25 protein-coding genes, 1 pseudogene and 2 other annotated features are annotated in these 23,774 nt (G+C 44.1%); of the genes and pseudogenes, 3 read left to right on the plus strand and 23 right to left on the minus strand.

Annotated elements, in window-relative coordinates:
* Positions 1-87: 87 nt before the first annotated feature.
* From nadA to nadB, 3 genes are read right to left on the minus strand one after another with little or no spacing between them, the layout of a single operon-like run.
* Positions 88-1,194: a quinolinate synthase NadA gene (nadA, locus tag C1T29_RS15850; protein ID WP_040082277.1), complete on the minus strand. Its 1,107-nt coding sequence runs from the start codon at positions 1,192-1,194 to the stop codon at positions 88-90.
* A complete protein-coding gene (nadC, locus tag C1T29_RS15855) occupies positions 1,181-2,050 on the minus strand; it encodes a carboxylating nicotinate-nucleotide diphosphorylase (RefSeq protein ID WP_071581529.1) in 870 nt (289 codons plus the stop codon). The genes nadA and nadC overlap by 14 nt, the downstream gene beginning before the upstream one ends.
* Positions 2,004-3,596, minus strand: a complete 1,593-nt coding sequence (gene nadB, locus C1T29_RS15860) for an L-aspartate oxidase (RefSeq protein ID WP_071581530.1) — start codon at positions 3,594-3,596, stop codon at positions 2,004-2,006. Before nadB ends, nadC begins: the two co-directional genes overlap by 47 nt.
* Before the next feature lie 102 nt (positions 3,597-3,698).
* On the opposite strand from nadB, the gene C1T29_RS15865 reads away from it, so the two are divergent.
* Together C1T29_RS15865 and C1T29_RS15870 are read left to right on the plus strand one after the other, a co-directional pair.
* Entirely contained in the window at positions 3,699-4,886 is a 1,188-nt protein-coding gene (locus tag C1T29_RS15865; RefSeq protein ID WP_103749941.1) for an IscS subfamily cysteine desulfurase, read from the plus strand.
* Positions 4,846-5,388 carry a transcription repressor NadR gene (locus C1T29_RS15870; protein WP_103749940.1) on the plus strand — a complete coding sequence of 181 codons (543 nt, stop codon included), beginning with the start codon at positions 4,846-4,848 and terminating at the stop codon, positions 5,386-5,388. The genes C1T29_RS15865 and C1T29_RS15870 overlap by 41 nt, the downstream gene beginning before the upstream one ends.
* Positions 5,389-5,412: 24 nt before the next feature.
* Here the strand turns inward: C1T29_RS15870 and pheA are convergent, their stop codons facing one another.
* Genes pheA through spo0B form a run of 4 tightly spaced genes read right to left on the minus strand, consistent with a single transcriptional unit; the run spans position 5,413 to position 8,688 of the window.
* On the minus strand, positions 5,413-6,270 hold the full coding sequence (gene pheA, locus C1T29_RS15875) for a prephenate dehydratase (RefSeq protein WP_040082272.1): 858 nt from the start codon (positions 6,268-6,270) through the stop codon (positions 5,413-5,415).
* A gap of 16 nt (positions 6,271-6,286) precedes the next feature.
* Entirely contained in the window at positions 6,287-6,730 is a 444-nt protein-coding gene (gene thrR / locus C1T29_RS15880) for a transcriptional regulator ThrR (protein ID WP_003222630.1), read from the minus strand.
* Between the two features lie 60 nt (positions 6,731-6,790).
* A complete protein-coding gene (gene obgE, locus C1T29_RS15885) occupies positions 6,791-8,077 on the minus strand; it encodes a GTPase ObgE (RefSeq protein WP_014664841.1) in 1,287 nt (428 codons plus the stop codon).
* Positions 8,078-8,109: 32 nt separating this feature from the next.
* Positions 8,110-8,688, minus strand: a complete 579-nt coding sequence (spo0B, locus tag C1T29_RS15890) for a sporulation initiation phosphotransferase Sop0B (RefSeq protein ID WP_071581532.1) — start codon at positions 8,686-8,688, stop codon at positions 8,110-8,112.
* A gap of 77 nt (positions 8,689-8,765) precedes the next feature.
* Here spo0B and C1T29_RS15895 point away from each other — a divergent pair.
* Positions 8,766-8,890 (plus strand): annotated as a pseudogene (locus C1T29_RS15895) (hypothetical protein).
* A gap of 120 nt (positions 8,891-9,010) precedes the next feature.
* Here the strand turns inward: C1T29_RS15895 and rpmA are convergent.
* The 16 genes from rpmA to valS all read right to left on the minus strand — a co-directional run bounded on the left by rpmA (position 9,011) and on the right by valS (position 23,435).
* Positions 9,011-9,295, minus strand: coding sequence for a 50S ribosomal protein L27 (gene rpmA / locus C1T29_RS15900; RefSeq protein WP_003222623.1), 285 nt, complete (start codon positions 9,293-9,295; stop codon positions 9,011-9,013).
* Between the two features lie 12 nt (positions 9,296-9,307).
* A complete protein-coding gene (locus C1T29_RS15905) occupies positions 9,308-9,646 on the minus strand; it encodes a ribosomal-processing cysteine protease Prp (RefSeq protein ID WP_014477547.1) in 339 nt (112 codons plus the stop codon).
* A gap of 2 nt (positions 9,647-9,648) precedes the next feature.
* Positions 9,649-9,957: a 50S ribosomal protein L21 gene (rplU, locus tag C1T29_RS15910; RefSeq protein WP_010330275.1), complete on the minus strand. Its 309-nt coding sequence runs from the start codon at positions 9,955-9,957 to the stop codon at positions 9,649-9,651.
* A 13-nt stretch (positions 9,958-9,970) separates the two neighbouring features.
* Positions 9,971-10,046: a sequence feature (ribosomal protein L21 leader region), on the minus strand.
* A 57-nt stretch (positions 10,047-10,103) separates the two neighbouring features.
* A complete protein-coding gene (spoIVFB, locus tag C1T29_RS15915) occupies positions 10,104-10,970 on the minus strand; it encodes a stage IV sporulation intramembrane metalloprotease SpoIVFB (RefSeq protein ID WP_014664844.1) in 867 nt (288 codons plus the stop codon).
* Complete coding sequence (spoIVFA, locus tag C1T29_RS15920; protein WP_103749939.1) at positions 10,963-11,757, minus strand: stage IV sporulation protein SpoIVFA; 795 nt, start codon at positions 11,755-11,757, stop codon at positions 10,963-10,965. Before spoIVFA ends, spoIVFB begins: the two co-directional genes overlap by 8 nt.
* A 148-nt stretch (positions 11,758-11,905) precedes the next feature.
* Positions 11,906-12,712, minus strand: a complete 807-nt coding sequence (gene minD, locus C1T29_RS15925; RefSeq protein WP_014664846.1) for a septum site-determining protein MinD — start codon at positions 12,710-12,712, stop codon at positions 11,906-11,908.
* Position 12,713: 1 nt separating this feature from the next.
* On the minus strand, positions 12,714-13,394 hold the full coding sequence (gene minC, locus C1T29_RS15930; RefSeq protein WP_014664847.1) for a septum site-determining protein MinC: 681 nt from the start codon (positions 13,392-13,394) through the stop codon (positions 12,714-12,716).
* A gap of 52 nt (positions 13,395-13,446) precedes the next feature.
* Positions 13,447-13,965, minus strand: a complete 519-nt coding sequence (gene mreD / locus C1T29_RS15935) for a rod shape-determining protein MreD (RefSeq protein ID WP_014664848.1) — start codon at positions 13,963-13,965, stop codon at positions 13,447-13,449.
* Positions 13,962-14,834 carry a rod shape-determining protein MreC gene (mreC, locus tag C1T29_RS15940; RefSeq protein ID WP_040082268.1) on the minus strand — a complete coding sequence of 291 codons (873 nt, stop codon included), beginning with the start codon at positions 14,832-14,834 and terminating at the stop codon, positions 13,962-13,964. The genes mreD and mreC overlap by 4 nt, the downstream gene beginning before the upstream one ends.
* 30 nt (positions 14,835-14,864) lie before the next feature.
* Positions 14,865-15,878, minus strand: a complete 1,014-nt coding sequence (gene mreB / locus C1T29_RS15945) for a cell shape-determining protein MreB (RefSeq protein WP_003229650.1) — start codon at positions 15,876-15,878, stop codon at positions 14,865-14,867.
* A 91-nt stretch (positions 15,879-15,969) separates the two neighbouring features.
* Positions 15,970-16,665, minus strand: coding sequence for a RadC family protein (gene radC, locus C1T29_RS15950; protein ID WP_014664850.1), 696 nt, complete (start codon positions 16,663-16,665; stop codon positions 15,970-15,972).
* Between the two features lie 36 nt (positions 16,666-16,701).
* Entirely contained in the window at positions 16,702-17,271 is a 570-nt protein-coding gene (locus C1T29_RS15955) for a Maf family nucleotide pyrophosphatase (protein WP_040082267.1), read from the minus strand.
* 151 nt (positions 17,272-17,422) lie between these two features.
* Entirely contained in the window at positions 17,423-18,421 is a 999-nt protein-coding gene (locus tag C1T29_RS15960; RefSeq protein WP_095432363.1) for an SPOR domain-containing protein, read from the minus strand.
* Positions 18,422-18,554: 133 nt separating this feature from the next.
* Entirely contained in the window at positions 18,555-19,301 is a 747-nt protein-coding gene (locus C1T29_RS15965; protein ID WP_103749938.1) for a prepilin peptidase, read from the minus strand.
* 139 nt (positions 19,302-19,440) lie between these two features.
* Positions 19,441-20,733: a bifunctional folylpolyglutamate synthase/dihydrofolate synthase gene (locus tag C1T29_RS15970; protein WP_103749937.1), complete on the minus strand. Its 1,293-nt coding sequence runs from the start codon at positions 20,731-20,733 to the stop codon at positions 19,441-19,443.
* 59 nt (positions 20,734-20,792) lie between these two features.
* The gene (gene valS / locus C1T29_RS15975; RefSeq protein WP_103749936.1) at positions 20,793-23,435 is read right to left on the minus strand and encodes a valine--tRNA ligase; all 2,643 of its coding nucleotides are present in this window, start codon (positions 23,433-23,435) and stop codon (positions 20,793-20,795) included.
* 59 nt (positions 23,436-23,494) lie between these two features.
* Positions 23,495-23,717, minus strand: a binding site (T-box leader).
* Between the last annotated feature and the right edge of the window lie 57 nt (positions 23,718-23,774).

Consider the following 23,774-nt stretch of genomic DNA (forward strand, 5'->3'; position numbering starts at 1 on the left):
CAGTTCAGCTGTGATTACAATATGTTTCTTCACAACATATGCCTGAACAAAAGAAGTTATGAGTACAGGAAGGGAAATATTTCTGATCTACGTGATCGAAAGCATTCGATTCAGGGCAAGGAGTGCATCCTCCTGAATGGCTTTTGGCACCTTAATGACGCCTGAAGGCTCTCCTTTTTCAATTTGTTCCAACGACCACAACAAATGCGGCAAATCGATTCGGTTCATTGTCAGGCAAGGACACATGTCAGGGTTGAGTGATTCGATTTGTTTATCAGGGTGCTCGTGAATGATCCGCTGGACAAGATTCATTTCTGTCCCGATTGCCCACTTGCTTCCCGCCGGAGCCTGGTTGATTGTGTCGATAATATATTTAGTTGATCCGCTATCATCGCTTAGTGTCACGACTTCGTGGGAGCATTCCGGGTGCACAATGATCTGAATGTCGGGGTCACGCTCTCTCATATCATGGATATTTTTAGTGGTGAATTTCTCGTGAACAGAACAATGCCCTTTCCACAAAATCACTTTCACATTCGTATGCTCGGATTCAGTCACTAATTCATCTGTCATCGGGTCCCACACCGCCATATCTTCAAGCGCTATGCCCAGATCATAAGCCGTATTTCTCCCTAAATGCTGATCAGGCAAAAATAAAATTCTTTTTTTCTGTGTAAACGCCCATTCAAGCACTTTTTTCGCATTCGAAGAAGTCACAGTTGCTCCGCCATGCTTTCCGACGAATGCCTTGATCTCCGCAGTGGAGTTCACATAAGTTAAAGGTATGATCGTATCTCCAAATATATGCTGAAGCTTCTCCCATGCCCTATTGGTTTGCTGCATGTCAGCCATGTCAGCCATAGAACATCCAGCTCTCATATCTGGCAGGACAACCGTTTGCTGCTCGCCTGTCAGCATATCAGCGGTCTCTGCCATAAAGTGAACGCCGCAAAATACAATGTAATCCGCTTCTTTGTTTTTTTCCGCTACTTGGGCCAATTGCAGGGAGTCGCCGGTTTGGTCAGCAAATTGTATCACTTCATCCTTTTGATAATGATGGCCTGGTATAAAGAGCCTGCTGCCGAACTTTTCCTTAATGGCGGCAACACGCATTTCCATATCCTTTCTTGACAGTCCTTTATAACTTTCCGGCATCATATCATTCGATTGTTTGATCACATCAAGAATTGACATAACGGCATTCCTCCACAGATTCATTTGATAACGTAACATCCATGCTGATATCTAAACTTTTGACGGAATGAGTCAGAAATCCTAAGGAAATATAATTCACACCCGTCCCTTTAAAAGCAGGCAAAGATTCTAACGTAATCCCGCCAGAGGCTTCAGTTTTTATATGATTCGGTGTGAGATTTGAAAAATGACGGACCGTATCTGGCGGACAGTTGTCAAACATAATAACATCTGCGCCTGCTTCAATTGCTTCCCGCAGCTGGTCCTCCGTTTCAATTTCCACTTCGATATTTACCATATGCCCCACGGCCTGACGAGCTTTCTGGCATGCCTCTAAAATAGAGCCGCATGCAGCAATATGATTGTCTTTAATCATGACACCGTCATACAAGCCGAATCGATGATTATACCCGCCACCCGCTCTGACAGCGTATTTTTCCAGCATTCTCAGCCCCGGTGTTGTTTTTCTCGTGTCACAAATTTTAATCTGTTCATCATCCAGCCTGCGGACAGCCTCTCTTGTCATCGTCGCAATTCCTGACAGTCTTTGAATAAGATTTAATACGACCCGCTCTCCTGAAAGAAGCGTTGCGGCCGGACCTCGTAATACTGCAATCACTTCACCTTTTCGCAAAATGTCCCCATCTTTTTTGTGTAAAATGATTTGAACATTTTTATCTAATAAAGCAAAGCCTTCTTTTATCACCGCAGCCCCTGCAAAGATCCCCTCTGACTTTGCAACAATCTCCGCTTCACAGCTCTGCTCTCCAAAAATAGACTGCGATGTAAGATCCCCTGACCCAATATCCTCAAGAAAAAAGTGATTCAGTAATTTTTTCAGCTGTAAATGATTCATTGTTCCAAATCCCTTCGTTTATTCTGATCTTGGTTCCTTTTTTTGTATGGACAATTTGTCTTCCCTGCCAGCTCACCTCAGCATGAGGAAAATCGGTGCGGAAGTGTGCCCCCCTGCTTTCCTCCCGTAAAAGCGCAGAAAACGTCATCAGCTTTGCAGTTTGCCATAAATGAGAAAGCTCCAGCTGCCGAATTGTGATATCCTTCACATTCTTTTTTTGAAAAGGCAGCGTATGAAGCCAGATGCTAAGCTCAATCAAACTGCTTTGTTCCCGCAGAATAGACATGTGGCTTGTCATTTTGCTTTGCAGTTCATGCACCTCTATATCCGGCACCTCGTAGAATACGTTTTTGGGAGTCGCTTGATATTGCCTGTTATAAACCGGTTTTTGCATAATATGCTCTGCTGCCCTTTTTCCAAACACCAGCGCCTCCAATAAGGAATTGCTCGCAAGCCGGTTTGCTCCATGTAAACCAGAGCATGCAGTCTCGCCAATCGCATAAAGCCCCGGTACTGTCGTTTCTCCCCAGCGATTAACTGAAACACCTCCCATTAAGAAGTGCATTCCCGGAGCAACAGGGATTTTTCCACTATGGATATCAACCCCTGCTTTTTCACAAATGGCGGTGATGGTAGGGAAACGCGCTTCAAAATCAGAAATCGCACTGAAGTCAATATAAACGTGATTTCCTTTTGCCATTTCCTCATGAATAACCCGTGAGACAACGTCCCTTGGAGCCAGGTCACCTAAAGGGTGCCGGTCAGCCATAACCCGGCGGCCGTTTTCGTCTACTAAACATCCGCCTTCCCCTCTGACAGCTTCTGAAACAAGCCCATAGGAAACACCATTTTTCACAAGCAGTGTCGGGTGAAACTGTGTAAACTCTAAATCCGTTACTTCCGCTCCGGCCCTGTAAGCCAGAGAAAGACCGTCACCTGTGACAGAGGGATCATTCGTATGGTGAAGAAACAGGTTCCCGCAGCCGCCGGCAGCCAGCACAACTTCGTCTGCATGCCTTACCTTGAGCCGCCCCTTGCAGTCTTTTGTCATAACGCCGATACAGCGGCCATCCTCTATAAGCAACTCTGCTGCCGTTTCATGCTCGATTAACTTAATTTTGCTGTCGATCCGTTTGAGCAAATAATCGACAAGCAGCCTGCCTGTTGCGTCTCCGCCCGCATGAAATATACGGTTGTATGAGTGGGCTCCTTCTCTTCCGAGACAAACATCGCCTCGTTCATTGCGGTCAAATGGAAATTCACGCTCCAATAGGCTTTGAATCATCATTTTTCCATCATGTAACACATCTGCTGCAATAGCTAGATTATTATGGCCGCACCCTGCGTATAACGTATCCTCCAGATGGGCTTCAATCGAGTCACCTTTTGTATAGGCCGCAGCAATCCCGCCTTGTGCATAGACAGAATTGCTGTTTTTGACGCTTTTTTTTGTGATAACAGTCACTTCGTATGACGGCGGGAAAGCTGCCGCTAAAGAAAGTGCCGCCGCCCCTGAACCGATGACTGTAATCGTCTTTTTAGACATATGTCACCCTCCTGTTGTTTACACCTGTCTTGACACCTATATTTACACAAGGATAAAATAAACTCAAGAGTTTTTTATGGAGAACGGATGGAGGAAGACCGGATGATTTATTTAGATTATGCAGCGACAACACCGATTTGTGAGGAGGCTCTTAACGTATATCAGAAGCTCAGCATGGATATGTACGGAAATGCAAGCAGCCTGCACGATGCAGGAGGAAAAGCAAATCACATACTGGAGTACTGCCGTGAAAAAATCGCCAACATCATTGGCGGTGAAGCAAGCGGCATCTATTTTACAAGCGGCGGCACTGAATCTAATTTTCTGGCCATTCAATCATTGCTAAACGGCCTGCCAAAAACGAAAAGACATTTTATTACGACCGCCATGGAGCATCAGTCTATTCAAAACTGTGCTGCATATCTGGAACAGCATGGATTTGATGTCACCATCATTCAACCGAATGAATACGGGCTTATTACCGAGGAAATATTAGCAGCTCATATCCGTCCGGAGACAGGCTTGATATCTATTCAGCATGCCAATTCTGAAACCGGGATCATTCAGCCCATTCAACATCTGTCTTCATACCTGCATAACAGGGATATTCTTCTTCATTGCGACGCTGTTCAAACGTTTGGGAAAATTCCTATCAATACAGAAGATTTGGGAGTAGATGCACTCTCAATATCGAGCCATAAAATCCATGGACCTAAAGGAGTGGGTGCGGTCTATATCCGGCCGGATGTCTCTTGGAAACCCGTTTATCCTCTCACTACTCACGAACGAGGATTCAGGGCCGGCACCGTAAATGTTCCTGGGATCGGAGCCTTCACTGCTGCTGCGGAATGGATCGTAAGCGAAATGGAAAAACAGATATCCCGCAATGAGGCATTAAGAACATACTTTCTAGACCAAATCCGTATGCGGTCTCTCCCTGTAACCCTTGCGGCAGACACTTCACAAACAGAATGTCTTCCGCATATTGTAGGGTGTTTTTTTCACTCATTTGAAGGACAATATGTTATGTTAGAATGTAATCGGAGCAATATTTGCATTTCAACGGGCAGCGCTTGTTCTGCCGGTTACCACGGTCCGTCAGCAACGATGAAAGCATTAAGAAAAACGGAACAAGAGGCTCTGCAATTTATCCGCATCTCTTTTGGCAGGCATACAACAGCTGACCAGCTAGATCAGTTATTACATACGTTTACAATGCTTTGGGAACAAAAGAAAGGAGAATTTGATATTGACCGAGGAATTAAAGCTTATGGGCGCCAACAGGCGTGACCAGCTTCTTCTGTGGCTGAAGGAATCTACATCACCGCTGACAGGAGGAGAACTCGCAAAAAAAGCAAACGTTTCAAGACAGGTTATTGTACAGGATATATCGCTCTTGAAAGCGAAAAATGAACCGATTATCGCCACAAGCCAAGGATATGTATACATGGATGCGGCCGCTCAGCAGCACCAGCAGGCGGAAAGGATCATAGCATGTCTGCACAGTCCTGAACGGACAGAAGAGGAACTGCAGCTCATCGTGGACGAAGGCGTTACAGTGAAAGACGTAAAAATTGAGCATCCCGTTTACGGAGATTTAACTGCAGCCATCCGAGTAGGCACCCGGAAGGAAGTTAGCCATTTCATTAAAAAAATCAATTCTACGAATGCTGCCTACTTGTCACAGCTGACCGACGGCGTGCATCTGCACACACTGACAGCATCTGATGAACACCGCATTGATCAAGCCTGCCAAGCACTCGAAGAAGCCGGCATTTTAATTAAAGACTAAAAAAAGCCCTCTAGAGGGCTTTTTTTATAATTGGTAGGACTGGTATGCACCCAAAAGCTTCACTTTGCAGCCAAGCGCTTCAAGTTCCTGCATGGCTCCTGGAATCAAGACATCATCAAACGCTTTCTCAATATCAATAATAAAGAAATAATGGCCTAATCCCGTTTTAGTCGGACGTGACTCAATTTTTGACAAGTTTAAATTTCTCCAAGAAAATGCAGACAGCACTCTATGCAGCGCCCCCGACTGATCATCCTGCGGAAGCATGACCATTAAGGTCGTTTTCGGCCTGGAACTCAATTTTGAATTCACTTCAAAAGATATGTTTTCATCCGGGGACAGGATAACAAATCTTGTATGATTGTCCCTATAATCCTGTATATCCCGTTTCACGATTTTTAATTCGTATGTAGAAGCTGCCATATCATTGGCAATGACCCCGATATTCAGCTCGGGATGGTCACTGACAAACTTTGCTGCCGCCCCGGTAGAATTGGCGTATTCATATGGAACGGAAGGAAATTGACGATGGAGAAATTTATGGCATTGCGCAATCGCGTGCGAATGTGAGTAAATTTTGTCGAGCTCTTTCCACGCATTCTCTCTAGAGGGATGGACGAGCAAATGCTGATGAATCGGCAACGTCATTTCACCCACGATAGGCAAGGGCTGTTCATGTATTAAATAGTCTATTGTCAGATTTACTGATCCTTCTAATGCATTTTCCAAAGGAACAAAAGCGAAATCAACTTCGCCTGCAACTGCCGCATCTATACACTCCGGAATGGTGCGGTAAGCCACATGTTCGGCGCCGTTTTGAAAACAAGAACTGACTGCTAGATGTGTAAATGTAGCTGCTGGACCTAAATAACCGACTTTCATGACGATTTTCTCTCCCTTATGCACCTGAACCTAATATTTCAACCTTTTCTACAAAATCAAACTTCCTGAGCTTATTCATTAATGTATGAATGTCTTCTTCCATTGCAGACGTACTGATAGACAGTGTCACATTTGCTCTTCCTTGAAGCGGAATGGTCTGGTGAATGGAAAGAACGTTGCTTCCAGAATCAGCTACCGCCTGAAGGAGCTGAGATAACGCACCTGACCTGTCCTCTAAATGAAAGAAAAGTGTGATAATTTGTTCTTTAACCATAGTATAGAATGGAAAAACAGCATCTCTGTATTTATAAAATGCACTTCGGCTTAGATCAACCTTTTGAACGGCATCTGCTACTGAGTCTGCTTTTTTTCGATCAAGCAGCTTTTTGACTTCCAACGTTTTTCTCATTGCATCGGGCAATACATCTTCACGGACAAGATAAAATGTCTCCTCTTTCATTTGCATCTCCCCTTTAAAATAGAGAGCCTGACACCAGGCTCTCTTTTCAGCCAACATTCATTAATCAATAAATTCAAATTCAAATTCCAGAAGCCTGATTATATCTCCATCCTTGGCTCCGCGTTCTCTGAGTGCTTCATCAACACCCATTCCGCGCATCTGTCTTGCAAACCGTTTAACCGATTCATCACGTGAGAAATCAGTCATCTTGAATAACCGCTCAAGGCTGTCTCCTGAAAGCACAAATACACCGTCTGGATCGCGTGTAATGTTAAATGGCACTTCTTCATTTTCCATCGTGTACATGACACGGTTTTGTGTAAGCTCTTCCTCGTCATACAGCGGGAATTCCGGTGTGTTCTCAAGCTGATTGGCAACCTCAAACAGAAGCTCACGCAGACCTTCTCTTGTCACCGCACTGATCGGGAATACCGGATAATCATCCGTCAGCTTTTCTTTAAAGGCTTCGAGATTTTCCGCAGCCTCCGGCATGTCCATTTTATTTGCAACGATAATTTGCGGACGCTCAGTGAGTCGCAGATTGTACTCGCTCAGTTCCTGATTAATCGTGACATAATCATCATACGGATCGCGGCCTTCTAAGCCGGACATATCAATGACATGAACAATAACTCGTGTCCGTTCAATATGGCGCAAAAACTGGTGGCCCAGTCCGACGCCTTGGTGTGCGCCTTCAATCAGCCCCGGCAAATCGGCCATGACAAAGCTGCGTCCGTCATCCGTTTCAACCATGCCGAGATTCGGGACAAGCGTTGTAAAGTGATAGTCCGCAATTTTCGGTTTTGCAGATGAGACAACAGACAGCAAAGTAGATTTTCCCACACTCGGGAACCCGACAAGTCCGACATCTGCAAGCACTTTTAATTCAAGAACAATGTAGCGTTCTTTTCCCGGCTCGCCGTTTTCTGAAAGCTGAGGCGCGGGATTAGCCGGTGTAGCAAAGCGGCTATTCCCTCTTCCGCCTCTTCCGCCTCTTGCAATGACAGCCCGCTGTCCGTGCTCTGTTAAATCAGCGATGACCTGTTTTGTATCATCGTCTGTCACAACGGTGCCCGGCGGAACTTTAATGACCATATCATCAGCATTTCGTCCGTGCTGGTTTTTGGACATGCCATGCTCGCCGCGAATCGCTTTAAAGTGTTTTTTGTATCTAAAATCCATCAGGGTGCGGAGACCTTCATCCACTTCAAAAACGACGTCTCCTCCCTTTCCTCCGTCGCCGCCGGCAGGGCCGCCTTTTGGCACATACTTTTCACGGCGAAACGCAACCATCCCGTTGCCGCCGTCGCCGCCTTTTACATATACTTTGACCTGATCTACAAACATAATGTCCTCCGTTCTAACCGTTAAAAACTCCGCTAGTCCAATCCAATTTCAATCAGACATTCGTGACTTGTGATTTCAAAACGCATGATATCAACTTCCTCATATCCATTCTGCCGAATATCATCAAAAGCAGATGGATCGGCAAAGGCGCCGTGGAAATCAAGGTACAGAATCAGCTGTCTATCAGGATGATCCGTTTGAAGCGAAACCGTTAAATGATTTTCACTCTCTCTGCTGACTGCTTGATCAAACAGATGAAACAGCTTTCTCATCAGTTTCGCCAGCTTTTGGTCATATGCCGACAAATCCTTAATTTCTCCAAGAACTTCATATTCAAGCGTCATATAATGGGTTTTCCAATTAAATGTAAGAAAATCAAACGCCAAATGCGGTGTTTTCAGGTTTGAGAGCTTTGATTCGTGCTTTGCGTCTATAACCATTTCTTCAATCATTTCAAAGACGCGGTCATACTTCTGTAAGCTTAAGTTTCCTTTAATCAGCTGCAGCTTATTCATCCAATCATGCCGGGAATGGCTAAGCAGATGAATCAGTTCGTTTGTTAATGCCGTGTCGCTTATATTTTCTTCTTGATTTTTTGAAACATCCTTCATTTTCGCACTCCCAATCATTTAATTTCTTATTTAGGAGTCTGTATAAGTGTGTATTATGAATTATAACAGAGAAGGCTTTGTTAGAAAAACAATTGTTTTTCCCAGAAATATCATGTTCCTTTTTTCTGGCGCTTTGGTTGATTTGCAGCCAGGCAGAACATTTTATGTATTACTGCTTGGGGAACATATCCAGTGGGTTTGAGATATTTATTCTCATTCTTGGCGGGGTCTGCTCGCACATACTCTGCATTTCATTCTAGGTGTTTACTCCGCGTATTGCAAAAAAAACTCCAGTCATCAACGACCGGAGTTTTTTGAATCATTATTGAGCTACAGGATATACGCTCACTTTTTTGCGGTCACGGCCGAAACGTTCGAATTTAACAGTTCCGTCGATTTTCGCAAATAGAGTGTCATCTCCGCCGCGGCCCACGTTTTCACCTGGGTAAATTTTTGTTCCGCGTTGACGGTAAAGGATAGAACCGCCTGTTACGAATTGACCGTCAGCACGTTTAGCACCTAAACGTTTAGCCTCAGAGTCACGTCCGTTCTTTGTAGAACCTACTCCTTTTTTAGAAGCGAAAAACTGAAGATCTAATCTAAGCATGTAGCTCACCTCCTATATTATGTTTGTGGTCACACGCAAGTTGTCTTTGTAATCTCGTTCGATTGTCTCTAGCGAAACAATCATGCCTTCAATCAGCAGCTGAGCTTTTTGGCGCGCATCCGGATCAAGAGATTCAGGAAATTCAAAATAAAAATAACCCCCGTCCTCTCCTATATCAAGAAGCGGCTCGAAGCCTGCGAGCACAATGACCGCGTTAACGGCTCCAAACACAACGGCTGTCACTCCGGCACAAACAAGATCTTGTCCATGTTCAGCAAAATTCGCATGGCCCGTCATTTCAAAAGACAATATGCCTTTATCATGAGACCTTCTGATTGTTGCCTGAATCATGCTTACGCGTTGATTTTTTCGATCGTCAATTTAGTGTAAGGCTGACGATGACCTTGTTTTTTATGAACGTTTTTCTTTGCTTTGTATCTGAAAACAGTGATTTTTTTCGCGCGGCCTTGTTTTTCAACTTTAGCCGTTACTGTCGCGCCTTCAACTGTAGGGTTGCCGACTTTCACGTTGTCTCCGCCAACAAACAAAACGTCTTCAAAAGTAACTGTTTCACCTGCTTCAGCAGCAAGTTTTTCGATGTAAACAGTTTGGCCTTCTTCAACTTTGATTTGTTTACCGCCTGTTTTAATGATTGCGTACATTCTCTGCACCTCCTATTAGACTAAGACTCGCCAGATACCAGGGGGCTGTAAAAGCTCTTAACACCTGTACTGAGCGGTTGTAGCAATGGTGCTACATCCATAACATTAAAAAATATACCAAAATACAAGACGTTTGTCAATCGATTTTAGTAAGGCAGCAGCAGTTCCTCCATGGAGGAATTCGTCCGCTTATCGGCAAAGTAAGCGTGCAGCACTTCATTCTCGTCAAGCTGGCTGAGCTTCTCGCCTGATTTCTCAATAATAATTGGATGTTTGCAGCCGCGTTTGAACTCGGCCATCACGTGATAGACTTTATCCTCCGCCTTTACTGTCAGCGGCAGAAGTTTCTCAAGATCCCGATTTTTTCCGTAATACCTTTCAAGAAGAAATCTCACATGGATATAGTGCCTTTGCCTATATTCCTCAAACAAAGAAACAGCCAGAAAGACAAACAAAACCCATGCGCTGATTTGCAGAGGAATCACAAATAAAACCCAGCACCCAAGCAACAGGCAGAAGCAGAGCGACGTTTTTAGATTGAGCCGGTGAGCCTTTTGAAAGGGCAGCTGTTTGGAAAACAACAAAAATAACAGTTTTCCGCCATCCAGCGGCCAAATCGGCAGTAGATTGACAAATAAAATAGAAAGATTATAAAAGGTGAAGAGTTCAAAGGTATGCTGATGAATCACTGAGGCTTCTGCAAGCATCCAGGCAGCAACCTGAAGCCAGATGTGCTGAAGAGGGCCGGCAATAATGACCGCAAATTCTTCCTTTAACGGCCGATTCCCGTGCTCTTCCACTTCAACCGTTCCGCCAAACGGCAGCAAAAATACACGCTTGATTCTCCAAGAAAAAAACACAGCCAGAGCAGCATGCCCCAGCTCATGAATCAATACAATCAGGAGCAGACATAATAATGCTTTCATATGACCTGTAAGCAGCCCCAGCGCCGCGATAATCCAAAGAAAAGGATGCACATGGATCTTTAAGATAAGGTCGAGCCATTTATTCAAATGAAATCACCTGAATCGGATCAATAAATTTATCGCCGTCTTTCATGGCAAAATAATAGACCCCTTTATTATGATCATCAAGCTTAATTGAACCAAGCTTTTTGCCTTTATCCACAAAATCATATAAAGCAACATCCACATCTTTGAGCTCGCCATAAATACTGTAGGTGTTGTCAGCATGCTGCACCTTAACCGTCAATCCCGTCTGGCTGTCTTTGCTGACTTCAACCACATAGCCTTCCTTTACGCTATCAATCGTATCGCTGCTTGTTTCAACTTTAATTCCTTCCCCATTGTTCTGAAAATCCTGCTGTACTTTCCCGGATGCAGGCGCGACCAGATCTTTGCTTACTTCAACCTGCTGTTCCTTATCTTTGTGTTCAGGAGCCAGAAAAGCAAGCGGATTTCCAAATTTCGTTTTAAACCAATGGCTTGCCGAAGCAAATTGAAATTCAGTTTCGAAAGTTTTGGCAACTGCGGGTTTAATCTGGCTGGCAGGTCCAATGTTTGTTTTATAGGCTATAGCCGAAACGAGAACAAGGCAGGCCGAAAGAAGACATTTCAGGATAATTGAATCTGTTTTCACCAATGGGTGTTTTCCGTTGAATGTTGGCATGTTATCTTCGTAGACCGGAAGTGTTCCATGCTTTTCCTGATCCGTTACCATCACCCAGGACGGGGGTTTCTGCTTTTCAGAAACTGTCTGAGTAGAGAAACGTTTTGAGCCGGAAAGCTGTTTTCTTCTTTTCTCTAATCGTTTTCTGATTTCATCTGCTCTGTGACTCATTGCCATCATCCTTTGCATTCGTTGGGTTTGTACATCATATGTCTTGTCCATGGCAAATATTCGGTTTAGTCAGGAACAAAGCAGACAAAAACAAAAAAACCTGACACAGCATTTGCTTTGTCAGATTCTTCTCTTTGATTCTATCACATTAAGATCTTACGCCGAAAAATGACTTAATCTTAGCCATCATTCCTTTGTTTTGCTCTTCAAGCACTTGTAAAGGAACAGATTCACCTAAAATACGGCGGGCAATATTTCGATATGCAATGGAAGCGCGGTTTTTCGGGTCCATCGCAATCGGTTCGCCATGATTGGAAGCTTTAATGACTTCATCATCATCAGCCACGATTCCGAGCAAATCAATCGACAGATGCTGTACGATTTCGTCGATATCCATCGTGTCACCGTTTTTCATCAGGTGATTTCTGATTCTGTTTACAACAAGCCGCGGCGATTCAACATTTTCTTCTTGCTCCAGCAGCCCTATAATACGGTCAGCATCACGAACGGCTGAGATTTCAGGCGTAGTGACCACAATCGCTTTATCAGCTCCGGAAACGGCATTTTTGTACCCTTGCTCGATTCCCGCAGGACAGTCTATGATGACATAGTCAAATTCCTGTTTGAGCTCTTGGACCATGTTTTTAATTTGTTCAGGAGCAACAGCTGTCTTATCGCTCGTTTGAGCAGCAGGCATTAAATAGAGCAGATCATCAAAACGTTTGTCTTTTACGAGCGCCTGATGCATTTTGCATCTGCCCTCTACAACGTCTACAAGATCGTAAATAATTCTATTTTCAAGACCCATTACAACATCAAGGTTGCGCAGTCCTATATCAGTATCCACTAAGCATACGCGCTTCCCTAAAATGGCTAAGGCGGTACCGAGGTTCGCAGATGTTGTTGTTTTACCTACTCCGCCTTTTCCCGAAGTTATTACGATAGCCTCACCCAATTCACATTCCTCCCTCAAGCCTTGTTAGATCAGGTCTTAAATGAGCCAAATGTTGAAGGCGTTCAATGACCATATTTCCGTCTGTATCTAAATAAGCACATTCCATTTCGTTCCCTTTTTGAATGTGGTCTGGGGAGCGATTTAACACATGATTGATTCTTAATTGTGTCGGCAGCATTTCAGAGGCGGCGATGACCGCTTGATTATTTCCGTTAAACCCGGCGTGCGCGATTCCTTTCAGGGAGCCCAGAACAAAAATGTTCCCTCCGGCCCTGACTGTTCCGCCGGGATTAACGTCACCGATCAGGAGCAAGTCGCCTTTTACCTGCAGCACCTGGCCTGAACGGACAATTTTTGATACAGAAATAATTTCGGCTTCCTCTTTTATCCGCTGTGCTTCTTTTTTAGTAATGACTTCACTGTCAATAGAATGAACAAACAAATCTTTCTTTGACGCAATCAATTCGGTTAGCTGTTCCTCTTGCTCCTTATATAAAAAGCGATTTCCCAGCTTAACATGGACGCTGATTTTCTGGCCTTTTCCATCGGTATATTGTTCAATTGACAGCATATTCTGAAGACCATCGAGAAGCTCATCAAAAGAACACGCATCATCCAGATGCAATGTTAACCCATTCTTTGTTCCTTTTATCGTTACATATTGCTGCTTTTTGGTCTTCACAATATTCACCTCAACAACATACTCATTTCGTCAAAAAAAGATAAAATCCTTTTTACTCATCTCTCAATTCTTTCTTTAGACTCATAAAAAATAATCTAAACGGCAGAACAAGAATAAGAGCTGCTACAATATTCAATAAAATTGTCGGTATAAACCGGTCAAGCACAAATCCGTTAAACGTCATAATATCTTTATGAATCAAAGACTGAATGCCGAATACGTAAAATTCGAGCAGACAGACAGCCAGAACTGCTATCAATATCACTACAAATGCGTTTGTATGCAGCACTTTAAACGCTTTTGAAGCCAAATAGCATAGCCCTGCAAAACCAAACATGTAAACGCCTAATAGACTTGTATAGTTCATGTCATATAGAAAACCAAATATAAATCCGTAAATCATCGCGTGTTTTTGGTTGATAAAAGCCGACATAAATATCAATACAAGCATCAAAAAACGCGGAGCGAGCACTTGGTCGTCTGTAACGAAAGGAAAATGCACCAAATCTGTAAAAATGCTTTCCGCAGAAAAAACAAGCATCATAACGAAAGGGAGAAGGAAACGTTTCACGATCCTTCCTCCTCTGTATCGACAGTCGGCACGTCACGGTTAACAACGATCACATTATTTAAATCGGTAAGGTCAGCCGCAGGTTTTACATAAGCAACCTTCGTTAATCCATAGGAATCTGACTCGATATCAGTCACCTCACCGATTGTCAGCCCTTCTGGGAAAACACCGCCTGTGCCTGATGTTTCAATAAGATCGCCTTTTTTCACGTCTTGTTTATCCTTACGCTCAATAATTGTCATCTTAAGACGTTTTTTCTCTTTGTCATATCCTTCGATCAAGCCGTAGCCTTTGCTGCCTTTTTTTCCGGAAATTTTCGTCGCGACTCTGTTATTGCGGTCAGTATCGCTTAAAAGCTGAACAGTTGAAGTGAAATTGTTCAGTCCGGAACTTTTGATCTTGCCGATTAATGCGCCTTTTTCGTTCGTAACGGCCATATCTTTCGCTACGTTTTGCTGAGTCCCCTTGTTAATGGTGACCTGTTTCGCCCAATTATCAGGGCTTCTGGCGATGACCGTTGCCAAAATCGGCTTGTAATCCTTAATCGATTTGACATGGCCAAGCTCGGCACGCAAGGATTTGTTTTCTTCTTCAAGCTCTTGAAGCTTGGCTTCATATTGTGTCTGTCCGTCAAGCTTTTCTCTCAGACGCTCGTTTTCTTTGTATGTGTTTTTTAAATCATTGATGTTCTCAAATATTCCTGCAAAAAATTCGGCAGGCGTATGAAAAATATTTTGAAATACTCCCGTCGTATCGCCGATCACTTTCTCAGGCCAGGTGGTATTGCGGCCGCCCTTCAGCGAAAATCCAATCATAGCCACCAATATGATAATACACAGAAGTAATAGCATTAACCGCTTATTCGGCATCGTGTTACACCTCTTCTATTGAACTCCCGATTATCTAGTTTTCCCTTTGAAAAGATGGATGTGCTCCAGTGCTTTCCCTGTTCCGATCGCTACACAATCAAGCGGATCTTCGGCGATAAGGACCGGCATTTTCGTTTCTTCGCTAATGACTTTGTCCAAATTGCGAAGAAGCGCTCCGCCGCCGGTTAACACTATACCTCTGTCCATGATATCTGCTGCAAGCTCAGGCGGTGTTTTTTCGAGTGTGCTCTTCACGGCTTCAACAATTGTAGATACAGTGTCGCGTAGAGCGTTAGAAATCTCTTTTCCTGTAATTTCGATTGTTTTCGGCAGACCTGTCAGCAGATCGCGTCCGCGGATTTCCATGTTATCGGACTCTTCAGGAGCTTCTGCAGATCCGATTTCCATTTTAATCGCTTCAGCCGTACGGTCACCGATCATCAGGTTGTATGTTTTTCTGATGTAGTTGATAATCGCGTCATCCATCTCATCACCGGCTACGCGGATTGATTGAGACGTTACGATGCCTCCGAGGGAAATAATCGCAACTTCTGTCGTACCGCCTCCGATATCAACAACCATGCTTCCAGTCGGTTCCCAAACTGGCAGATTGGCTCCGATTGCTGCCGCAAATGGCTCTTCAATCGGATACGCGTCACGCGCTCCCGCCTGTCTTGTCGCATCGATAACAGCGCGTTCTTCAACAGCTGTAATACCTGATGGAACACATACCATTACATATGGTTTTCTGGCAAACATGCCTTTATTTTTTATGGCCTGATTGATGTAATATTTCATCATCGTCGCCGTAGTTTCATAATCAGCGATAACGCCGTCTTTCATCGGGCGCAGAGCCACCACGTTGCCCGGTGTCCTTCCAATCATATTTTTCGCATCATTTCCGACAGCAACAATCGATTTCGTATCCGTCTGCAAAGCGACAACAGACGGCTCTCTCACAACAATTCCTTTTCCTTTTACAAAAACAAGCGTATTCGCAGTTCCAAGATCTATACCAAGGTCTCTTGCACCAATTCCAAACATATGTATGTATCTTCCTTTCTTAAAGCAAAAATACCCTAAAGGGAAAAACTCATAAACTCTATTATAGCTTAATTCGACGAAAAAAAAAGTGTTACAAATATCCTTTTTCCTTTAAACTCACAAATTTTTTGTCCCCGATCACCAAATGGTCGAGCAGCTCGATGCCAATCAGGTTTCCGCATTCAAACAGCCGTCTTGTCACTTCAATATCTTCCCTGCTCGGCGTTGGATCTCCAGATGGATGATTATGAACACAGATAAAGGAAGCGGCAGATCGTTTAAACGCTTCTTTAAACACCTCTCGCGGGTGGACAATAGATGAATTCAGGCTTCCGATAAATACGGTGCGTTTATGGATGACTTGATTTTTTGTATTTAAGTATAAACAGACAAAATGCTCCTGGGTTAAAAAGCGCATATCCTCCATGACAAGATTAGCGCCGTCTTCCGGGGAGCGAATGACGAAATGTTCTTCGTTGGCTAATTTATGAATCCGGCTTCCGAGCTCAACTGCTGCCAGTATTTGAATCGCTTTTACCATACCGATTCCCGGGATGCTTGACAGCTCTTCAACCGATGCTTCCTTCAGCAGACGCAGCCCGTCAAAAGAGCGCAGCAGCCGGTTTGACAGCTCCAAAACAGATTCGTGTTTAGTCCCTGTCCGCAATAATATAGCCAAAAGTTCATGATTCGCTAAGTTCTCGGCTCCGACTTTCAGGAGCCGTTCTCTTGGCTTTTCTTTCGTTGGGAAATCTCTGAGTTTTAATGGCAGATCGTGTATGACCAAGCACTCCTTTTCTTTCCCTTCCCGTTTATAAAATCATCATGCCTTTATATCAAAATGACGTAGAGCTCTCATTGTTTTTGATATAGGAAGGCCCATGACTGAATAATAATCTCCGTCTATTTTCTTTACAAAAAGCGCGCCTCTTCCTTGGATGCCGTATGCACCTGCTTTATCCATCGGCTCTTTTGTTTCAATATACGTCCAAATCTCTTCTTCACTGAGGGGCCAAAACGCAACTTCTGTCTTATCATAAAAAGTCTCGCTGTGATTTTCAGCTTGAATGCTGACCGCGGTTATTACTGAGTGACTTCGGCCTGAAAGCCTCCGCAGCATGGAAGCAGCTTCTTCTTGATCCTGCGGTTTTCCGAGGCATTCGCTGTCAAGGCATACCATTGTATCAGCACCGATAACAATTGCATGCGGGTGGAGATCAGCAACAGCCTTAGCTTTTTGTTTTGCCAACCATTGGACGTTTTCTTCTGGTGAAAGGTTTCGATTTAATTTTTCTTCTACTTCACTGACAATAATGGAATAGGGCAGCTGGAGAAGATCGAGGAGTTCTTTCCTGCGCGGAGATTGTGATGCAAGTATTAGCGGTTTTGTCATGTTCGTCATCCTTTCAGGGTTTGTTTAAGAAAAAAAGATACTCGTTTATCCTACCAAATCACGGGGCTTGTCACAATTTCAGAAAAATAACTTTTTCATGACAAAATAAAAAAAGCCTGTCACTAAAGGACGAAGGCTCACGCATTTTCTCTTATTTAACGACGGCTAACAGCTGCTGCTGAGCCTTCCATCCGGCTGCAGCACTTGGCTCCTCTAACTCCTTTAATGCCTGCAGAATCGCTTTTTTCTCTCCTGTTTCTGACGCTTTTGTTTCACCAAGCGACTTTTCTATTTTTTCTACACTCGCTTTTGTAAAGTCTTCTCCGAGAATCGCCTTTGTCGCAAGCTCCGCTGTTTCCTTAAAAGAATCGGTCATATCCGACTCTATTGATAAAGAAAGCTCCTTACCTCCCCAAGCTTCAAAATCACTGTCGATTAAAAGCTGTCCTAACTGCTGTGAGACATCCTTTTCACTTGCTAAGCCTGCAATAACATACGTATACCCGTCATCCTTTGACAGTGACACGGCGGAATAACCTTTTTCGGTCAATTGTTTTGTTAACGTTTCGGCACCCTTTTCATTTGAAAATTTCCCGGCTTGCACAGCGTATGTTTTGTATGTACCTTCAGTTTGTGCCGCTTGTTTTTCTGTGCCTGAGGTTTGTTTATCAGCAGAAGCATCTCCGGCTTTTGCCGTTTGGCTGCCTAGAGAATCCTCTAAAGAGGCCGGTGCTGACGCTTCTTTATTCCCCGACATGCTTAACGCGAATAGCCCTAACCCAGTGCCAATGACAGCCGCGAAGGCAATCGTCGCAGCCACTCTTTTTACTGGTTTGGCAGTCCCGGTCTTTCCTTTTGCATAAGACTTTGATTTTTTCTTTTGATAAGGAGGAACAACTTTAGGGTCCTCTTTAAACACCTTGTCCTCCTCGGAATCCCAATTAAATTCATCTTCATCAGGATGTTCCTGGGATGCCGCAACCTCTTGTTCTGCCTTTCTTTTTTCCTCCCAATTTGAAAATGTCATGCTTTTATCCGCCTCTGTATCTTGCGTCTCTTGTTCGTAAACTGTCTCTTCTTTTCCATTAATCGTCACCTTGAGGGCTTTTTCTGCGGCTTTACTGTTTTTTTTATTCTTTCTTTTTTTCAATTCCGCTTCCTCCCTTCATTTGCTTGACCGTTCTTGTCGGCTTTTCATGCTACACACTTTAGCACAGGCGAAAAAAAAAAGAACAAGACTTTTGTCGTCTTGTCCAAAAAACGTTCGTCAAATTTTTCAGCAGTCATCCCGATGCCATTTTGATATAAAACGAAATGATAGAGTTCCCATATAAATAGGTTAAAATACTCCCTGCCGCTATTGCAGGGGCAAAGGGAAGCGGCTGCTTTTTGGCGAGTCTACCAGTCAGAACAGCTGCCGACCCGTACAATGCGCCTATCAAAACAGAAAAGAAAAAGGCAGCCGCCAGCATCTTCACACCAAGCACAAAGCCAATCACCGCAAATAATTTAATATCTCCTCCCCCTACTCCCCCATGAGTGATTGCGGCAATTAAAGCCAGAAATAGAAATCCGGCTGCAGCACCTAACAGGCCTGCATACCAGGAATCAAGCGGAGAAATCAATCTCACGGCCGCCAAAAAGGGAAGAAAGAAAATCAATATTCGATTTGGAATCAGCATATAATGAAGATCTGTCACTGCAACAATAATGAGAAGAGAGAGAAACACGACAGCGGTTAACAATTCCAGCGACATGCCAAAGCGTATTCCTGCGGCGGCAAATAAACACGCTGTCACAAGCTCTGCCGCGGGATACATAAAAGAAATCCTATGCCCGCAGCTTTTACATTTACCTTTTTGAAATAGGAATGACAGGATGGGAATTAATTCTGCAGGGGTCAAAGCCCGCCGGCAAAACGAGCATGATGAACGGGGCGCGATAATAGATAGATGTAAGGGGATACGGCGCCCGGCCGTATAGTAAAAAGAACCAAGGATAAGCCCGAAGATAAAAAGAATGAATAGCATAGACAACACACCTTTACTCACTGAGTTATGGTATGGATTGTAGCAAAATGAGAAACCTGAACTCCAATCGGGATTATGCAATTTTACACATAAAAAAGCCGGCAGAATCTTTTTTCGATTCTGCCGGAGCCGGACGCGTTTATTTCAACCGTTTGCGAATGTCAGAAATAAAATAAAGAGATCCGGTAATCAGCACGATTTCATGTGAGCCCTTTTTGCTTTCTATGAAATTGATCACATCGTCTGGATCTTCACTCCAGCTTTTATGGCTGATTTCACTTGCATCATAGAGATCTTTTGCAAGAGAAGCACGGGGAAAATCAAAAGAAGCAAAATGAATCTCATCAGCTATGGTTTCCAGTCTTTTAATCATGTTCTGATACGGTTTGTCCTTTAATGCGCTAAACACCACAGAAATGCGTGAATTGGCGAAACGCTGCTTCATCGTTTCCGCCAGCTTTTCAACACCTTCTTCGTTATGCGCACCGTCTAAGTAAACCGGAGGATCTTCTTGAACAAGCTCTAACCGTCCGGGCCAAGCAGCCTTCACAAGCCCGCTTCTTAATGCTTCATCACTGATATGGGCAATATTCTCCTTATTGAGCCACTCCGCAGCCAAAATGGATAAAGCAGCATTTTGTCTTTGGTGGGTGCCAATCAAGGATGTCCGAATATCTTCATAGCATTTTTCGCCCGTTTTGAATGAAAACTGTTCTCCTGCAGGCAGAGCCTTTTCATTGAAAATAGCACAGGTATCAAGTAATGACTGGAATGGCGCAGCATGCTGTTCAGCTTCATGGCGGATGACCTGTAAAGCTTCCGCCTGGGTAACTGCTGTAACGATTGGAATACCTTCTTTAATAATACCGGCCTTTTCTCCTGCAATTTCTTCAATGGTGTTTCCCAAAATATTCATATGATCGTGTCCGATGCTTGTGATCACAGTTAAAAGCGGCTCTACTACATTCGTAGAATCGAATCTGCCGCCCAAACCTGTTTCAAAAATAACAAAATCTACCTTATGAAATTCTGCAAAATATAAAAATGCACAGGCCGTCATAATTTCAAATTCTGTCAGCTGTCCGTGTTCCGTTTGATCAAGGGCTTCAACGTACGGTTTCATTTGATTAACGAGTGCTGTCCATTCCTCATCTGTAATCGGTGTCCCGTTTACGCTGATCCGTTCATTAAACGTAATGATATAAGGCGATGTAAACGTTCCTACCGTATATCCGGCTTCCTGCAGCATAGAACGGATAAAAGCGACAGTTGATCCTTTACCGTTTGTTCCTGCGACGTGGAGCGCGCGGATTTTTTTTTCAGGATGTCCTAAACGCGCCATCAGCTGCTCCATTCGGCCAAGCCCGGGTTTCACCCCGAATTTCAGCCGCCCGTGAATCCAGCTGCGCGCTTCTTGATATGCAGTAAACAATGATAATCCCCTCTTTTATAAGACAAGGCGGTTTCTCTAGAAACCGCCCCGGCTTTTCATTAGCCCTTCAGCTCAGCCATTCGTTTTTGAACAGCGTCACGCTTTGCCACATAATCTTTTTCTTTTTCACGTTCTTCATCAATTACGTGTGCAGGCGCTTTTTTCATAAATCCTTCATTTCCAAGTTTCTTTTGGACGCGCTCGACTTCTTTCGTCAGCTTATCGAATTCTTTTTGCAGACGGGCAATTTCTTCATCAATATTAATTAAGCCTTCAAGCGGAAGAATAACCTCTGCTCCTGAGACAACGGCCGTCATCGCTTTATCAACAGCCTCGATATCCGTGCCGATTTTAAGAACGCTCGGATTCGTAAAGCGTTCAACATATGAACGGTTCGCTTCGAGGCGGGCTGCTATTTCGTCTGTGCTTGTTTTAATATACAGTTCAACCTGCTTGCTCATTGGCGTATTGACTTCACTGCGGATATTACGCACAGAACGGATCAGCTCAACAAGAAGCTTCATGTCAGCTGCCGCTTCCGTATCAGTATGCTCCGGCACGACAACAGGCCATTGACTTACTGTAATCGATTCCCCTTGGTGAGGAAGGTGCTGCCAAATTTCCTCCGTTAAGAATGGCATAAACGGATGGAGCAGACGCATCGTTTGATCAAGCACGTAAGCAAGGATGGAGCGGGTAGTTTTCTTAGCCGCTTCGTCTTCTCCATAAAGCGGAAGCTTCGCCATTTCAATATACCAGTCACAGAAATCATCCCAAATAAAGTTATATAAATGGCGTCCGACTTCACCAAATTCATATCGGTCAGCAAGCTGGGTCACGTGCTCGATCGTTTCATTTAATCGCGTTAAAATCCACTTGTCAGCGACTGATTTTTCGCCTGACAGATCAAGCTCATCGTACGTTATGCCATCCATGTTCATTAATGCAAAACGAGAGGCGTTCCAAATTTTATTGGCAAAATTCCATGTCGATTCCACTTTTTCATAGCTGAAGCGCAGATCCTGGCCAGGAGAGCTTCCAGTCGCAAGGAAATAACGCAGAGAATCAGCTCCGTACTTGTCAATGACATCCATCGGATCGACACCGTTGCCAAGAGATTTACTCATTTTCCGGCCTTGCTCGTCACGGATTAAGCCATGAATTAAAACATCCTTGAACGGGCGCTCGTTTGTAAATTCAATGCCTTGGAAAATCATGCGTGACACCCAGAAGAAAATGATGTCATATCCTGTCACGAGAACGTCTGTCGGATAGTAGCGTTTAAAGTCTTCAGCTGTTACATCAGGCCAGCCCATTGTGGAGAAAGGCCATAGCGCAGAACTGAACCATGTATCCAGCACGTCTGTATCCTGTTCCCAATTTTCGCTATCCTCCGGCGCCTCAAGCCCGACATATAGCTCTCCTGTTTCTTTATGATACCAGGCAGGAATACGATGCCCCCACCATAACTGACGGGAGATACACCAGTCGCGAATGTTTTCCATCCAGTGTAAATACGTTTTTTCAAAACGGTCAGGCACAAAATTGACTTTTTCTTCTTTCTTTTGCAGCTCAATCGCTGCATCAGCAAGCGGCTGCATGCGCACGAACCATTGTGTAGAAAGATAAGGCTCCACAACAGCCCCGCTTCGTTCACTATGGCCGACAGAATGCATATGATCCTCGATTTTAAAGAGAACTCCCGCTTCCTGTAAATCTTTCACGAGCTTTTTGCGGCATTCAAAACGATCCATACCTTGATATTGCAATGCATTTTCATTCATCGTGCCGTCTTCATTCATGACAAGAATGCGTTCTAAATTGTGGCGGTTGCCAAGCTCGAAGTCGTTCGGATCATGAGCAGGCGTAATTTTCACCGCACCTGAACCAAATTCCATATCAACATAGTCATCACCGACAATCGGAATTTCACGATTTACAATCGGCAGTATCACCGTTTTTCCGATAAGGTGTTTATAGCGCTCGTCTTCAGGGTGAACAGCAACTGCTGTATCACCGAGCATCGTTTCAGGACGTGTCGTCGCAATTTCAATTGAACCTGTCCCATCAGCAAGTGGATAGCTCATATGATAGAACGCGCCTTGAACATCCTTGTAAATCACCTCAATGTCGGATAGGGCTGTCTTTGTCGCTGGGTCCCAGTTAATAATATATTCGCCTCTGTAGATCAGGCCTTTTTCATAAAGCTTAACGAATACTTCCCGTACCGCTTTGCTTAAACCCTCATCCAGCGTAAAACGTTCCCGGGAATAATCAAGGCCAAGACCTAATTTCGCCCACTGGCTGCGAATAAAGTCAGCATACTCTTCCTTCCACTTCCACGTTTCTTCGAGGAATTTTTCACGGCCTAAATCGTAGCGGGATTTGCCTTCTTCACGAAGTTTCGCCTCCACTTTAGCCTGTGTCGCGATGCCGGCGTGGTCCATGCCAGGCAGCCACAGCACATCATAGCCTTGCATGCGCTTCATTCTTGTTACAATGTCTTGCAGCGTTGTATCCCATGCGTGGCCAAGGTGTAGTCTTCCAGTTACGTTTGGCGGCGGGATGACAACAGAGTATGGCTCTTTTGCCTGGTCACTGCCCGCTTCAAAAAATTTTCCTTTTAGCCAAAAATCATATCGGTCTTTTTCGACCGCTGCCGGATCATATTTCGTCGGCATTGTTTGTTCATTCGTTTCCATCATAACCCTCCAGCATGTTTAAAAATGGCTGAGAACGAAAAAAGAGCTCTTCATCCCTGTAAAAGGACGAAAAACTCTTTCGCGGTACCACCTTTTTTCATGAACTCTATCAGTTCATGCACTTATAACGGATAACGGGTGTTTCCCGAATTTCTCTACTCTTCCTTCAAGAAATTATGCTCCCGGGCGACCTTCCAATCAGACAGCATAAGAAGCCTTTCAGCAAACGGCTTCTCTCTCTGCATGCGCCTTTTTTGTACTCTTCCCGTTCTAAGCAGGTGTATTTATCAGCTCATTGTATACATTATTTATGTTCTTTATTATAGTAAAAGTGTTTTT

The sequence above is a fragment of the Bacillus sp. MBGLi79 genome (assembly GCF_002953915.1).

What these genes read in the sequence shown, in the direction of transcription:
- nadA (WP_040082277.1), bottom strand. Translation starts at nt 1,194, where the DNA reads ATGTCAATTCTTGATGTGATCAAACAATCGAATGATATGATGCCGGAA.
- nadC (WP_071581529.1), bottom strand. Translation starts at nt 2,050, where the DNA reads ATGAATCATTTACAGCTGAAAAAATTACTGAATCACTTTTTTCTTGAG.
- nadB (WP_071581530.1), bottom strand. Translation starts at nt 3,596, where the DNA reads ATGTCTAAAAAGACGATTACAGTCATCGGTTCAGGGGCGGCGGCACTT.
- C1T29_RS15865 (WP_103749941.1), top strand. Translation starts at nt 3,699, where the DNA reads ATGATTTATTTAGATTATGCAGCGACAACACCGATTTGTGAGGAGGCT.
- pheA (WP_040082272.1), bottom strand. Translation starts at nt 6,270, where the DNA reads ATGAAAGTCGGTTATTTAGGTCCAGCAGCTACATTTACACATCTAGCA.
- thrR (WP_003222630.1), bottom strand. Translation starts at nt 6,730, where the DNA reads ATGAAAGAGGAGACATTTTATCTTGTCCGTGAAGATGTATTGCCCGAT.
- obgE (WP_014664841.1), bottom strand. Translation starts at nt 8,077, where the DNA reads ATGTTTGTAGATCAGGTCAAAGTATATGTAAAAGGCGGCGACGGCGGC.
- spo0B (WP_071581532.1), bottom strand. Translation starts at nt 8,688, where the DNA reads ATGAAGGATGTTTCAAAAAATCAAGAAGAAAATATAAGCGACACGGCA.
- rpmA (WP_003222623.1), bottom strand. Translation starts at nt 9,295, where the DNA reads ATGCTTAGATTAGATCTTCAGTTTTTCGCTTCTAAAAAAGGAGTAGGT.
- C1T29_RS15905 (WP_014477547.1), bottom strand. Translation starts at nt 9,646, where the DNA reads ATGATTCAGGCAACAATCAGAAGGTCTCATGATAAAGGCATATTGTCT.
- rplU (WP_010330275.1), bottom strand. Translation starts at nt 9,957, where the DNA reads ATGTACGCAATCATTAAAACAGGCGGTAAACAAATCAAAGTTGAAGAA.
- spoIVFA (WP_103749939.1), bottom strand. Translation starts at nt 11,757, where the DNA reads ATGAGTCACAGAGCAGATGAAATCAGAAAACGATTAGAGAAAAGAAGA.
- mreC (WP_040082268.1), bottom strand. Translation starts at nt 14,834, where the DNA reads ATGCCGAATAAGCGGTTAATGCTATTACTTCTGTGTATTATCATATTG.
- mreB (WP_003229650.1), bottom strand. Translation starts at nt 15,878, where the DNA reads ATGTTTGGAATTGGTGCAAGAGACCTTGGTATAGATCTTGGAACTGCG.
- C1T29_RS15955 (WP_040082267.1), bottom strand. Translation starts at nt 17,271, where the DNA reads ATGACAAAACCGCTAATACTTGCATCACAATCTCCGCGCAGGAAAGAA.
- C1T29_RS15965 (WP_103749938.1), bottom strand. Translation starts at nt 19,301, where the DNA reads ATGCTATTCATTCTTTTTATCTTCGGGCTTATCCTTGGTTCTTTTTAC.
- valS (WP_103749936.1), bottom strand. Translation starts at nt 23,435, where the DNA reads ATGGAAACGAATGAACAAACAATGCCGACGAAATATGATCCGGCAGCG.